At 43.7% G+C, this 14,235-nt stretch carries 11 protein-coding genes; 6 read left to right on the top strand and 5 right to left on the bottom strand.

Going from position 1 to position 14,235, the window contains the following annotated elements; translation table 11 throughout:
* The first annotated feature begins 102 nt into the window (after positions 1-102).
* The 6 genes from tusA (at position 103) to M0C34_RS00030 (ending at position 7,483) form a co-directional block, all read left to right on the top strand.
* Complete coding sequence (tusA, locus tag M0C34_RS00055) at positions 103-354, top strand: sulfurtransferase TusA (RefSeq protein ID WP_248713633.1); 252 nt, start codon at positions 103-105, stop codon at positions 352-354.
* Between the two features lie 128 nt (positions 355-482).
* A complete protein-coding gene (gene glyQ, locus M0C34_RS00050) occupies positions 483-1,388 on the top strand; it encodes a glycine--tRNA ligase subunit alpha (protein WP_248713632.1) in 906 nt (301 codons plus the stop codon).
* A 10-nt stretch (positions 1,389-1,398) separates the two neighbouring features.
* Positions 1,399-3,477 carry a glycine--tRNA ligase subunit beta gene (gene glyS, locus M0C34_RS00045; RefSeq protein WP_248713631.1) on the top strand — a complete coding sequence of 693 codons (2,079 nt, stop codon included), beginning with the start codon at positions 1,399-1,401 and terminating at the stop codon, positions 3,475-3,477.
* 239 nt (positions 3,478-3,716) lie between these two features.
* Positions 3,717-4,172, top strand: coding sequence for an early set domain-containing protein (locus M0C34_RS00040; protein ID WP_248713630.1), 456 nt, complete (start codon positions 3,717-3,719; stop codon positions 4,170-4,172).
* A 77-nt stretch (positions 4,173-4,249) separates the two neighbouring features.
* Positions 4,250-6,082 carry an alpha-amylase gene (locus tag M0C34_RS00035; RefSeq protein WP_248713629.1) on the top strand — a complete coding sequence of 611 codons (1,833 nt, stop codon included), beginning with the start codon at positions 4,250-4,252 and terminating at the stop codon, positions 6,080-6,082.
* A gap of 153 nt (positions 6,083-6,235) precedes the next feature.
* Entirely contained in the window at positions 6,236-7,483 is a 1,248-nt protein-coding gene (locus M0C34_RS00030; RefSeq protein ID WP_248713628.1) for a valine--pyruvate transaminase, read from the top strand.
* A 55-nt stretch (positions 7,484-7,538) separates the two neighbouring features.
* Here the strand turns inward: M0C34_RS00030 and M0C34_RS00025 are convergent, their stop codons facing one another.
* The 5 genes from M0C34_RS00025 to dnaA all read right to left on the bottom strand — a co-directional run bounded on the left by M0C34_RS00025 (position 7,539) and on the right by dnaA (position 14,235).
* Entirely contained in the window at positions 7,539-8,009 is a 471-nt protein-coding gene (locus M0C34_RS00025; RefSeq protein WP_248713627.1) for an Hsp20 family protein, read from the bottom strand.
* A gap of 190 nt (positions 8,010-8,199) precedes the next feature.
* Positions 8,200-10,617 (bottom strand): DNA topoisomerase (ATP-hydrolyzing) subunit B, encoded by a 2,418-nt coding sequence (gene gyrB, locus M0C34_RS00020; protein ID WP_248713626.1) that lies wholly within the window; start codon positions 10,615-10,617, stop codon positions 8,200-8,202.
* The gene (gene recF, locus M0C34_RS00015) at positions 10,610-11,695 is read right to left on the bottom strand and encodes a DNA replication/repair protein RecF (protein ID WP_248713625.1); all 1,086 of its coding nucleotides are present in this window, start codon (positions 11,693-11,695) and stop codon (positions 10,610-10,612) included. The genes gyrB and recF overlap by 8 nt, the downstream gene beginning before the upstream one ends.
* Positions 11,696-11,707: 12 nt before the next feature.
* Complete coding sequence (dnaN, locus tag M0C34_RS00010) at positions 11,708-12,811, bottom strand: DNA polymerase III subunit beta (RefSeq protein ID WP_248713624.1); 1,104 nt, start codon at positions 12,809-12,811, stop codon at positions 11,708-11,710.
* Between the two features lie 20 nt (positions 12,812-12,831).
* Positions 12,832-14,235, bottom strand: coding sequence for a chromosomal replication initiator protein DnaA (dnaA, locus tag M0C34_RS00005; protein ID WP_248713623.1), 1,404 nt, complete (start codon positions 14,233-14,235; stop codon positions 12,832-12,834).

The following is a 14,235-nucleotide window of genomic DNA, read 5'->3' as shown; positions in this document are numbered from 1 at the left end:
TGTTTTATCTCCATGAATTATTGCAATCGTCAACGTTGACAGATGAAAGTTAATCACTTCCTGTTATACAATAAAAAAGTGAACAACTAAGACGAATAGCCAATGAGTAAAGAGATAGATTTTAAGCAAGCAGACCATCAACTTGATGCTTTGGGTTTACGCTGCCCAGAGCCGGTGATGATGGTAAGAAAAACCATTCGTAGCATCAAGATAGGCGAAACCTTATTGGTTGAAGCCGATGACCCTTCGACCACACGCGATATGGTTAGTTTTTGTGAATTTATGGATCACACATTAATGGCCCAAAAAGTTGACCAAAAACCCTACCAATATCTGATAAAGAAAGGCAGTTAAGCCACTTTTTTAAAAAAAGTCTAATTTATCAGCAATTCAAGACGCAACAGCACTAGGGTCTAATCTCTCGCTGAGGTATACTCCGTCAGTTATAAAACCGACTATTTTTCATACGCGCGACACTAATCATGCATAAATACGATATAAAAACTTTTCAGGGCCTAATACTGGCGTTACAGGACTACTGGGCCCGCCAAGGCTGTGTACTTGTTCAGCCTTTAGACATGGAAGTAGGTGCTGGCACCTTTCATCCACAAACCTTTTTGCGCTCTATCGGACCTGAGCCGATGTATAGTGCTTATGTACAACCATGTCGTCGTCCAACCGATGGTCGTTATGGTGAAAACCCAAACCGCTTGCAGCATTACTACCAATTTCAGGTAGTCATGAAGCCATCTCCAGATAACATTCAAGAGCTCTACTTAGGCTCACTAGTTGAATTGGGTATCAACCCAGAAGTGCATGATATTCGCTTCGTAGAAGACAACTGGGAATCCCCTACTTTGGGCGCTTGGGGCTTAGGTTGGGAGATCTGGCTAAATGGCATGGAAATCACTCAGTTTACTTACTTCCAGCAAGTAGGTGGCTTAGAGTGCTCACCCGTCACCGGGGAAATCACATACGGCTTAGAACGATTAGCCATGTACATTCAGGGCGTCGATAGCATTTACGACCTGGTATGGACCGATGGTCCTATGGGCAAAGTGACCTACGGTGATGTGTTCCATCAAAACGAAGTTGAGCAATCAACCTACAACTTCGAACATGCCGATACCAGCGCACTGTTTGCTCAGTTTGACCAGTGTGAAAAAGACAGCGAAAAATTGATTGAAGCGGGATTACCTTTACCTGCATACGAGCAAGTCATGAAAGCGTCTCATGCTTTTAACTTGTTAGATGCTCGCCACGCAATCTCTGTTACCGAACGTCAACGCTTTATCCTAAGGGTAAGAACCCTATCCAAAGCGGTTGCTGAAGCGTATTACAATGCTCGTAAAGAGCTTGGATTCCCTTTATGCAAAGACAAGAAATAACGGAGGCATCATGAGCAACGAAAACTTATTAGTAGAAATTGGCACCGAAGAATTGCCACCAAAAGCATTACGCGGTTTAGCTGAATCTTTCCAAGCGAATGTGCAAGCAGGTCTTGAAAAAGCAGGCTTCGAATTTACTCGCGTAGAGTGGTTTGCAGCCCCGCGACGCTTAGCCTTGTCAGTTCAAGCATTAAGTGAAAAAACCCCGGACAAAGTCGTTGAAAAACGTGGTCCCGCGGTAAGTAGCGCATTTGACAGCGAAGGTAAACCTACCAAAGCTGCAGAAGGTTGGGCTCGCTCCAACGGAATAACAGTAGAACAAGCCGAGCGCTTAACTAGCGACAAAGGTGAATGGCTGTTACACAAAGCAGAGATCAGCGGACAAACTATTTACCAGCTGATCCCGGATTTAGTGGCCGATGCTTTAGCCAAGTTACCGATCCCTAAACCAATGCGTTGGGGTGCAAAAACAACTCAGTTTATTCGCCCTGTACACACCATCACTATGTTATATGGTGAGAAGTTGGTGCAAGGAAATATCTTAGGTATCGAGTCTGCTCGTACCGTTCGTGGTCACCGCTTTATGGGTGAAGCAGAATTCGAACTGAATCACGCTAATGATTATGTACAACAGTTAGATCGTCGCGGAAAAGTCATTGTTAATTACCAACAACGTAAAGCCATTATTCAAGAGCAAGTAGAGGCTGAAGCGGCTCGTGAAGGCGGCGTGGTTGAAGTAGATGAAGCACTGCTAGAAGAGGTTTGTTCTTTAGTAGAGTGGCCAGTAGCCATGGTGGGTAGCTTTGAAGACAAGTTCTTGGAAGTCCCCGCTGAAGCACTGATTTACACCATGAAGGATAATCAAAAATACTTCCCTATTTTAGATACCAAAGGTAACTTGCTACCACGTTTCATCTTTGTTTCTAACATTGTGAGCAAAGATCCTAAGCAGGTTATTGAAGGCAATGAAAAGGTTGTACGCCCTCGCCTTGCTGACGCAGAGTTCTTTTTCAAAACCGACCAAAAAGTACGTTTAGACAGTCGCTTAGACAAGCTGGCTACGGTTGTGTTTCAGCAAAAACTTGGCAGCCTATTAGATAAATCAAACCGAGTGTCAGAATTAGCCGCACAGATTGCGGCCGAAATTGGCGCCAACAGCCAACACGCACAACGTGCCGGCTTACTGTCTAAAGCAGATTTAAATAGTGAAATGGTACTAGAGTTCCCTGATATCCAGGGTGTGATGGGCATGTACTACGCTAAGTTTGACGGCGAGCACGAAGACGTAGCTAACGCATTAAACCAGCAATATTGGCCACGTTTCTCTGGCGATAAGCTGCCTGAGTCAAAGGTTGCGTCAGCGGTCGCTATTGCCGACAAGCTAGATACTCTTGCCGGAATTTTTGCAATTGGTCAATTACCTAAAGGCGACAAAGACCCATTTGCACTGCGCCGTGCTAGTTTAGGTATTATTCGTATCATTCAAGACAAAGCCTTTGACCTTGATTTAGATACTTTGATTAACAGTGCCTTATTGTTACTGCCTATCGAACTGGACCAAGCTGCCCAAGCCAAAGTGCATGCTCAACTCATTGAGTTTGTCTATGCGCGTCTTAAAGCCATGTACTTAGAGCAAGGCGTAGACCCAAGTGTTATCGCTGCTGTGTTAGAGCGCAAACCCACTAAGCCCGCCGATATAGATAAACGGGTTAAAGCGGTAAGTCACTTCCGCTCTTTAGAGCAAGCACAAGCCTTAGCCGCTGCCAACAAGCGGGTGTCTAACATTCTGGCGAAGAACCCAGACTTTGTTAAACCGCAAATTGATGCGAGCTTGTTGAAAGAGCCGCAAGAGCAAGCTCTGGCTGAAGCTGTTAGCGCGATGGCCTTAACACTTAAACCACTGCTAGAAAAAGGCGACTATCAACAAGCCTTGATCGAATTAGCCGCACTTCGAGAAGTGGGAGATAACTTCTTTGATAATGTGATGGTAATGAGCGAAGACGACGCCCTAAAAATTAACCGTTTAAGCCTGCTGAACTCGTTACGCCAGTTGTTTTTAGAAATTGCTGATATTTCTTTAATCCAATAAGCAGGTAACTTAGCGCTTAAATTTAAACCGCTTATTTTTTGGAATAAGCGGTTTTTTTTGATCTAGTTAACTGTTTTAAGAAAATGCCTAAAACCTTGAAATCCTTTTCAGTTTCGTAGTGTGAGCTTGGCACGTTTTTTCCAGCCAAGCTCGGCTATAACTAGTCTCGAGTTCAGCTCATTACGTAATGTTTGTCTGCAAAGACAAAGGAAAGCTATAAAAATATAAAGGAATTGGAAATGCTTAAAAATATCTTGAAAGCAGGTGTTCTAGCGCTAATCACAGTTATTGCTGCTGGTTGTGCTTCAGGCGGCGGCGACGCAAACGGTAAATTGGGTACAGATGTGTACTTACGTGGTGTATTCACTTGGTGGGATGCAGCTCCAGAATTCAAATTGATGCCAGTTGAAGGTAAAGAGCACCTTTGGAGTGCAACCTCTCCAGTAGACGAGCCTCTAATTGCTGATGGCCAACCGTACGAGTGGAAATTTGGTGATGCTGCATGGCAATGTGGTACTAACTTCGGTTTCCTATCTGGAGAAGCTGACATCAAACTAGGCGAACGTCGTCAATCAAACAAATGTTCAGCGTTTGATAACTTCAAATTTACTCCAGAAGAAGATGGTGTTTACCGTTTCTTCATGGATTGGTCTGGCGAAATCCCAGAAGTTTACATCGAAAAAGTTGAAATGTAAGCTCTGCTTACTTATTGCTAAAGCCCCTTAAAGGGGCTTTTTTTTTAACGGTCAACAACACTATATGGATGTAAATAATGCAGCAAGTCATTAAACCAGCCTTACTAGGCTGTTTAGTCAGCATGGCTATCGTGGGCTGTGCCTCAAACGAAGCCAATACTAGCCCTGCAGCAAGCAGTGCTAACCAAGCATTAACTCAAAGCGCGCAATGCTTACAATGGGACGGTCAGCCCATCACAGTAGATGTTGCTAATAGTTTTGAAGAAGGTACCGCGGTTAAAGATTTTTATAGCGGTCAAATGAGTACTGTTTATCAAGGTAAAGTCACCTTTACCCCCTCGCCTGAAAGTGGCGGGTTGTTGTTGCTTGAATCTGTTACCAAACAAGATGACGCGTTCAGCTGGGACAGCGCCTCAGTATATTTTGTTATGACCGACCGTTTTCACAACGGCAACCCTGACAATGATAATAGCTATGGTCGTAGCAAAGACGGAAAAAATGAGGTTGGAACCTTTCATGGCGGCGATATCGCCGGCCTTAGCGAAAAACTCGATTACATTGAAAACTTAGGCATAAATGCAATCTGGATTACCGCACCATACGAGCAAATTCGCGGCTGGGTTGGCGGGGGTATGCGCGGCGACTTCAAACACTACGGTTATCATGGTTACTATGTTCAAGACTACACGGTGATGGACCAAAACATGGGAACAGCCGAAGAATTCAAGCAGTTTGTCGACGATGCTCACTCTCGCGGAATTCGTGTCGTCATGGATATTGTGATGAACCATACCGGCTACGCCACATTGAGCGACATGCAAGAGTTTGGTTTCGGTGCGACCCAAGAATATGATGTGCCTATCGAGAATTATCTCGGTAAAAAATGGACCGACTGGTCACCCGGCAAAGGGGAGACATGGCACAGCTTTAATGACTATATCGATTATGGAAACCGTAACGAATGGGTAAAATGGTGGGGGCCAGACTGGGTTAGAACCGATATTTCTGGTTACCCTAATCCTGGACCTAGTGATTTAGAAATGTCTCTTGCCTATCTACCTGACTTTAAAACTGAATCAGACAAGGTGGTAGGTTTACCGCCGTTTTATAAAAACAAAGCTGATACCAAAGCAGTGGAAATTCCCGGCGCAACAGTACGTGACTACTTAGTCACATGGCTATCCGATTGGGTGCGTGAATATGGCATCGATGGTTTCAGAGCTGATACCGTTAAACACGTAGAGCCAGAAGCGTGGCAAGCACTTAAACTAGCCTCTAATCAAGCCTTCCAAGAATGGAAACAAAACAACCCGGATAAAGTACTGGATGACAATGAGTTTTGGATGACCGGTGAGTTTTGGGGCCAAGGCCTAAACAACTCTCGTTTGTTTGATAGTGGCTTCGATTCATTGATCGACTTTACTTATCAAACAGAGCTAGCCAAAAAAGGCATGAACTGCTTAACTGACATGCAAGATGGCTATCAACGCTACTCAGACGTGCTTGGCAAGCGAGATGGCAAGGTATTGAGCTATGTGTCATCTCATGATACTCGCCTCGCCTACGGCAGTATCAGTAAAGATCTCGATCAGCAAAAGCAATTAGGTTCGGCCTTCTTGCTCATGCCTACCGCAGTGCAAGTTTACTACGGTGACGAAACGGCCCGAGAAAAAGGCCCTCGTAGTTCAGACAAACATCAAGCAACCCGTTCAGACATGAATTGGGATCAACTAGACGAACAACGTTTAGCCGTGCACAAACACTGGCAGAAACTACTGCAATTCCGTAAACGCCATCAAGCAGTGGGATCAGGTCAACACCAACAACTCAGTGCAGCGCCTTATGTATTTGAACGACGCAAAGGTGATGACGCTGTAGTCATCGTGTACGCGGGGCAACACGCTAAATAGCTTTAAGTTAGATTTTCCCAAAGCGGCTTAGGCCGCTTTTTTTTTACCTAGCAATCTAGTAGCTATAATAAGCAGGGGAAATACTACGTATCGTCGTTTGCTATTCAAAAGCAAACTTTGTTAAGGTGACGCCTTGATGAAAAGAGGTACCCTATGACATATTCAGATTTCGGTAATAAATTCACTCGCCACGCCGGTATAACTCAGTTAATGGACGATCTTGACGAGGGTATCCGTGCCGGCGACGAAATGATTATGCTTGGGGGCGGTAACCCTGCGCAAATCCCCGAAATGACCGAAATCTTTGAACAGCACCTTCGTACAAGCCTAGAAAATAGCCAATTGCTTAATGCCTTGTGTAACTACGACGCCCCGCAAGGAAACAAAGCTTTCATTTCTAACCTGGCGCACTTCTTTAGAGAGCAGTTTCACTGGGATATAAATGAAGAGAATATTGCACTAACAAACGGCAGTCAAAGCGCATTTTTTTACCTTTTCAATCTTTTTGCGGGTAAAGGCAAAAATCACAAGCGGGTATTGTTTCCTTTAGCGCCTGAATACATCGGATATGAAGACAGTGGAATTAACGAAGACTTATTTATTGGCAACAAGCCCTCTATCGAGTTTTTAGCTGATCGTCAGTTTAAGTACCATGTAGATTTTGAGAACCTAAGCTTAGATGAGTCAATCGGCCTAATATGTGTTTCTCGGCCAACCAACCCCACTGGTAATGTCATCACTGACCACGAAATTGGCAAGCTGTCACAGCTAGCTAAGCAGCATCAAATCCCCTTACTGATTGATAACGCTTACGGCTTACCTTTTCCAAACCTGGTTTTTACCGAGCAGGCTAGCCCATTTTGGGATGACAATACTATTTTGTGTTTGAGCCTATCGAAGCTGGGTTTACCTGGTACACGTTGCGGCATTGTGGTGGCCAAGCCAGAAACAATAAAAGCTATCAGTAACTTGTCTGGGATTATTAGTTTATCGCCCGGCAGCGTAGGCCCTGCTCTCGCCAACGAAATGCTCAAAGACAACAGCTTGCTAGATGCCAGTAACAACATTATTCGCCCTTTTTATCAGCATAAATCGCAGCAAGCAATGGCGTGGTTGCAACAAGCTATTCCTTCTAGCAAGTTTAGGATTCATAAGTCAGAAGGCGCCATGTTTTTATGGCTTTGGTTTGAAGACTTACCCATTAGCGACAAGCAGTTATATCAGCAGCTCAAACAACAAGGCTTACTCATTGTGCCCGGCAGTTACTTCTTCCCTGGTGTAAGTAACAACTGGCGACATACCCAAGAATGTATTCGCCTTAACTTTGCTCAAAGCGAAGCCAATGTAAAACGCGGTATTGAGATTTTGGCTTCAGTGGTCAATCCGCTACTCGCTGAATAAGACATTAAAAAAGGGCCTGCGTAGGCCCTTTTCATTCATTATCTGATTAAGCTTATTATGCCGATTTAGCTTCTAAGCTTTCTACTGAATTTAGCTTGCCGTTAATCGGGATTTGCTTTGGTTTCAGAGCTTCAGGTATTTCTCGCTCCAAATCAATATACAGTAAACCATTCTCTAAATTAGCCGCTTTCACTTTAACATGATCGGCAATTTGATATTTACGCTCAAAGCCGCGCTCAGCAATGCCTTGATGTAAGAACTTAACTTGCTCAGCTTTTTTCTGTTTAGTACCGGTTACCACTAACGCGTTTTCTTGCGCCACAATAGATAACTCATCTTCAGCAAAGCCAGCTACAGCCAGAGTAATTCGATAATGATTTTCGTCTACCGCTTCAATATTGTATGGAGGGTAGCCGTTGTTTTGAGACTGGGCACTTTGATTAGAAGCCGCTTCAATGAAACTCGCTAAGCGGTCAAAGCCAATAGAAGTGCGATAAAGGGGTGAAAAGTCATATTGGTTACGCATATATATTATCCTCATAGAGCAATAAATTGTATTGGACCAGCGCTATTGCTGCGTCCCTTTCGTTACAAGACCCATCGCTATGGCATCCTGTTATAACTATATATGGGGATGGTTATTTAAGCTTTCAAGTACAAAAAAGGCAATATTTTCATATTGCCTTTTTATTGGTATTTCAAACAAACGCTAATAACTACACGTCAAGGTTCTCAACGTTTAGCGCATTTTCTTCAATGAAGTTTCGGCGCGGCTCAACTTGGTCACCCATCAAGGTAGTAAATAGCTGGTCACAAGCAATCGCATCTTCTACTGTCACTTGCAACATACGACGAGTTTCAGGGTCCATGGTCGTTTCCCAAAGTTGGTCAGGGTTCATCTCACCCAGTCCTTTGTAACGTTGGATATACAAACCTCGACGCGACTCAGCCATCAACCAGTTAAGGGCTTCTTCAAATCCTTTTACTGGCTTGGTTTTTTCACCACGTTTAATGTAAGCCCCTTCTTCAACTAAATTATTTAGTTTTGCAAACAGACTACAGATATCTTGGTAATCATGTGAAGCGAAGAACTCTGGCTCAAACTTAAATGACACATCCACACCATGTTGGCGAAGCGTTACTACCGGGTAGTAAATTTCACGTTCTTCGTGTTTTTCTATTTCTACTGAATAGTAGTTACCACTTGGTAGTTCAGCATTCACCGGCCCGATTAGTTCTTCGGCCCATTGCTCTAGTACCTCTGCTTGCTTCAACTCTTCCACATTAAGTGGGCGTTGATAAACCATTTGGCTCAGCAAAGAGATGGGGTAACGGCGAGACAAACGCTCGTTGTTTTTCCACACTCGACGGTATTGAGTCACTAATCCTTCCAACTGTTCACCGCTAATTGCAGGCGCTTCAGCATTTACATAAAGGCCAGCATTATCTAAGGCTAAGCTTGTTAGGTATTCAGTCAACGACTCTTCATCTTTTACATAACGCTCTTGCTTACCCTTTTTCACTTTATATAAAGGAGGCTGGGCGATGTAGATATAACCACGTTCAATAATCTCAGGCATTTGACGGTAGAAAAAAGTCAGCAATAGAGTACGAATGTGCGAGCCATCCACATCAGCATCGGTCATGATAATGATGTTGTGATAACGGGTTTTGTCTGGGTTATATTCATCGCGACCAATGCCACAACCCATAGCAGTAATTAGGGTGGCAACTTCTTGCGAAGATAGCATCTTGTCGAAACGCGCTTTCTCTACGTTAAGAATTTTACCCTTCAATGGTAAAATAGCTTGGTTTTTGCGGTTACGCGCTTGTTTAGCACTGCCACCCGCCGAGTCTCCTTCCACTATGTATAGTTCAGAAAGGGCGGGGTCTTTTTCCTGACAATCGGCTAACTTACCTGGTAAGCCAGCTAAATCTAGCGCACCTTTACGGCGAGTCATGTCGCGAGCTTTACGTGCGGCTTCACGCGCACGCGCAGCATCCAAAATTTTCTGCGTAATGATTTTAGCTTCTGAAGGATGCTCTAGTAAGTACTCGCTAAGTTTTTCACCCATGGTTTGTTCAACCGCAGACTTAACTTCAGAGGACACGAGCTTGTCTTTAGTTTGGCTAGAGAACTTAGGATCAGGCACTTTAACTGAAACAACGGCGGTTAAACCTTCACGAGCATCATCACCGGTAGCATTGTTCTTGTCTTTTTTATTAACGCCTTCCTTCTCCATATAGCTATTAAGAGTACGGGTTAGCGCCGCTCTAAAACCCGCTAAGTGAGTTCCACCGTCTTTCTGAGGAATGTTGTTAGTAAAACAATATACGTTTTCTTGGAAGCCATCGTTCCATTGCATTGCTAGTTCTACAGCAATACCGTCATCACGCTGGAAGTTAAAGCTAAATGCTTTTGGGTGAATCGGTGTCTTGTTGGTGTTTAAGTAAGAGACAAACGCTTCGATACCACCTTCATACATGAAGTGGTCCTGCTTATCATCGCGCTCATCTTTTAGGATGATCGATACACCAGAGTTAAGGAACGAAAGTTCACGTAAGCGCTTGGCTAAAATATCGTAGTGAAACTTAGTATCAGAAAATATTTCATTACTTGGCCAGAAGCGTAGCTCGGTACCGGTCTTATCGGTATCGCCCACAACAGCGAGTGGCGCATCAGGTTCACCTAGGGTATAAAACTGCTCGTAAACATGCCCTTGGCGCTTAACAGTAAGCTGTAGTTTTATCGATAGTGCATTCACCACCGAAACACCTACACCGTGCAAACCACCAGATACCTTATAAGAGTTATCATCAAACTTACCGCCTGCGTGCAGTACAGTCATAATAACTTCTGCTGCTGAAACCCCCTCTTCTTCATGCATATCAACAGGGATACCACGCCCATCATCGGATACTGACACCGAACCGTCATTATGAATGGTTACTACTACATCCTGACAGTGTCCAGCTAATGCTTCATCGATAGAGTTATCTACGACTTCGAATACCATGTGGTGTAAACCTGAACCATCGTCGGTGTCACCAATGTACATTCCAGGACGTTTTCTTACTGCATCAAGACCTTTTAGGACCTTAATACTCGATGAGCCATATTCATTTTCAGCCATGTTTTACTCTCGTTTTATAGTCGCTGATAACACCATGTTCCACGTGAAACACTGTGCATCCTTCTAAATCAAATCCATCTAGCATTTGCTCTTCAATAGCAGATACAAATACTTGTGACCCGTTTCGTTGCAAGCATTCTGCTAACAACTGTCGTTTAGACATATCAAGTTCGGCGGCAAAATCATCAATTAGATAAACAGTTTGCCTACCGCTATGCTGCTGAGCATGTTGCCCTTGCGCTAAAATCAATGCGCATACAAACAACTTTAGTTGCCCCCGCGAAATTACATCTACTGCATTAATACCATTAAACCTAAATTTCAGGTCAGCTTTGTGAGGGCCAACTTGGGTATAACCCAACATTCGATCACGCTGAAAATTAGATTGTAATAACTCTGCCAAATTGGCTTTTTCATCCCAACCTTGGTAGAAAGCCAAATCAAATTGGTACTCAGGTAGAAACTCTTTAACCAAGCTCATTAGCGCAGGCTTAATACTTTCTATATATGTTGCACGCTGCTGGCTTACCAGTGCAGCGAACTCTACCAACTGCTTGTCCCAATAAGCCAATTCGCCATATTGGCGCGTTTGTTTAATCAGTGCGTTGCGTTGCTTTAATACACGCTTATAGCTTTGCCAAGCCACATGAAACTGATGTTCCACGTGAAACACTCCCCAATCCAAATAAGCCCGACGATACTTTGGGCTTCCGTCGACTAAGCCATAGCCTTCGGGGTGAAGAATTTGTATCGGCAATAACGACGCTAGCACCGACTGACTCCGCACTGTTTCTTTATTAATTCTTAACGTTGTTTCACCATTTTTGAATTTTTGCAGACCAATTTTATGTTCGGTCAATTGAGCAAATACAACAAAACTGTCTTTGTGGTAAGCAACAACTTTACTAGCACGATTACTGCGAAAGGAGCGACCAAACCCAAGATAAAAGATCGATTCTAATATACTGGTTTTACCGCTACCGTTCGGGCCTAGTATCACATTTAACGTTGGGTTAAATGTGAGACTAGCGTTTTCGATATTTCTAAAATTTTGTAAGCCTAAGCTTTGTATATGCATTGTATTAAAGATTTACAAACGCATTGGCATAACAACATACATCGCTTTACCACTTTGCTCACTATCTTCAATTAACGCACTGCTATTACTGTTGCTCATATTAATCCGTATTTGGTCGCACTTAAGTGCATTTAATACATCTAATACGTAGACAACGTTAAAGCCAATTTCTAAGGCTTCAGCATCATAGTCAACATCGAGAATCTCTTCGGCTTCTTCTTGTTCTGGGTTATTGGCAGTAATATTTAAAGTACCTGCTTCTAACTGTAAACGCACACCGCGAAACTTCTCATTAGACAAAATGGCAGCTCGCGAAAAAGCTTGCTTCAACTCTTCTCTGCCTGAGATTAGAGCCTTATCACTATTCGCTGGCAATACACGGCGATAGTCAGGGAAGCGACCATCAACCAGTTTACTGGTGAAGGTAAAGCCCTGCACACTAGCGCGTATATTATTACTACCGATCTGCAGCTCTACCAGTTGGTCTTCATGCTCGAGTAAGCGAGAGAGTTCAGTAACGCCTTTACGCGGCACAATAACCTGCTGGGCTTGCAGAGGTGCATCGAAACGTTGCTCTGCTAATGCTAAGCGGTGACCGTCGGTGGCGATAGTTTTAAGACCTTTTTCATCGGTCTCAAACAACATGCCATTTAAGTAATAACGAACATCTTGGCTAGCCATAGAGAACTGCGTACTGTCGATCAGGTTTTTCAACTGACCTTGAGTCAACTGAATAACCTGCTGACTTTGCCAGTCTTCAACATTAGGAAAGTCGCTAGCGGGTAAAGTGGCCAAAGAAAAACGGCTTCGACCAGATTTTAAAACCAATCGATTATCATCTGCTTTACAGCTAATTTCACATCCATCGGGTAAGCCACGACAAATGTCCACAAACTTTTTAGCTGGCACGGTTACTCGGCCTTCGTTCACCGCATTTTCTAAGGGAAGTGTCGCAATAAGCTCAACTTCCATATCGGTACCTGTAATAGATAATTGTTGATGACTAATGTCGAGCAATACATTACCTAAAATAGGAATAGTTGGGCGCCCACCTAATGCGGCACTCACCTGCTGTAAAGGTTTAAGCAGTTGTTCCCGATTTATACTAAATTGCATACTTAAAAACGCCTCTCCAATTATGACGATAAGGTGCGAATCAAATTCTGATAGTCTTCTTTAATGTCGTGGCTTTCTTCTTTAAGCTGATTAATTTTACGACATGCATGTAATACCGTGGTGTGGTCGCGCCCACCAAAGGCATCGCCAATTTCTGGCAAACTATGGTTGGTGAGTTCTTTAGCTAACGCCATCGCCAACTGGCGAGGTCTTGCTACCGACCGAGAACGCCGCTTTGACAACAAATCAGCTATCTTAATTTTGTAATACTCTGCGACCGTTTTTTGAATATTATCAATGGTGACCAGCTTCTCTTGTAAAGCCAGTAGATCGCGTAAGGCTTCACGAACAAAATCGATGGTAATTGCGCGACCAGTAAAATTGGCGTTGGCAATAACTCGGTTCAATGCCCCTTCTAGCTCACGCACATTAGAGCGTAAGCGTTTAGCAATAAAAAACGCCACCTCATCCGGTAAACGAATGTTATTTTCGTTTGCTTTGGTCATCAAGATCGCCACCCGGGTCTCTAACTCAGGAGGCTCAATAGCCACCGTTAGACCCCAACCAAATCGACTTTTGAGTCGATCCTCTACGCCATCAATTTCTTTTGGATAACGGTCACTGGTGAGAATAATTTGCTGATTACCTTCTAACAACGCGTTAAAAGTATGGAAGAACTCTTCTTGCGAACGCTCTTTATTGGCAAAAAATTGAATGTCATCGATAAGCAAAGCATCCACACTGCGGTAATAGCGCTTAAAATCCTCTATCGCATTGTTTTGTAAAGCTTTTACCATATCTTGAACAAACCGTTCAGAATGCATGTAAACCACTTTTGCATTCTTTTTGTTGGCAATGATGCCATTACCTACGGCGTGCAATAGGTGAGTTTTACCTAAGCCGGTACCCCCATAGAGAAATAGTGGGTTGTAAGCGCCACCGGGGTTATTGGCCACTTGGGTAGCAGCTGCCCTAGCGAGTTGATTTGACTTACCTTCAACGAAGTTATCAAACTGATAAGTGGCATTGATATTATTTCGATGATTTGCTTCTAGCGCCGATTTAACCGCAGGCTCTTTATCCCAACTTTTTCCGTTATCGTTAAAGTTAGTTTGAGCATTACCCACTCCGGCTTGAACCGGAGACGCTTTTGCTTTGGTGGTTGACGGAATATTTACCGGACGACTACCCACCTCAAATCGCAAGTTAGGTTTATCGTTGCCGCAAAACTCTTCCAATAAAGCGTTTATGCGAATCAGGTACTTGTCTTTTACCCAATCCAACACAAACCGGTTGGGCGCGTACAATACCAATAGCTCAGCATCTTGCTCGACTTGCAGTGGTCGGATCCACATACTAAATTCTGTTGCCGGCAATTCATCTTGTAAACGAACTAAGATTTGTTGCCAAAGAGACCCACTCAC

The sequence above is a fragment of the Agarivorans sp. TSD2052 genome (genome assembly GCF_023238625.1).
Taxonomy (GTDB): domain Bacteria; phylum Pseudomonadota; class Gammaproteobacteria; order Enterobacterales; family Celerinatantimonadaceae; genus Agarivorans.
This window is presented reverse-complemented; position numbering and strand designations above follow the sequence as displayed.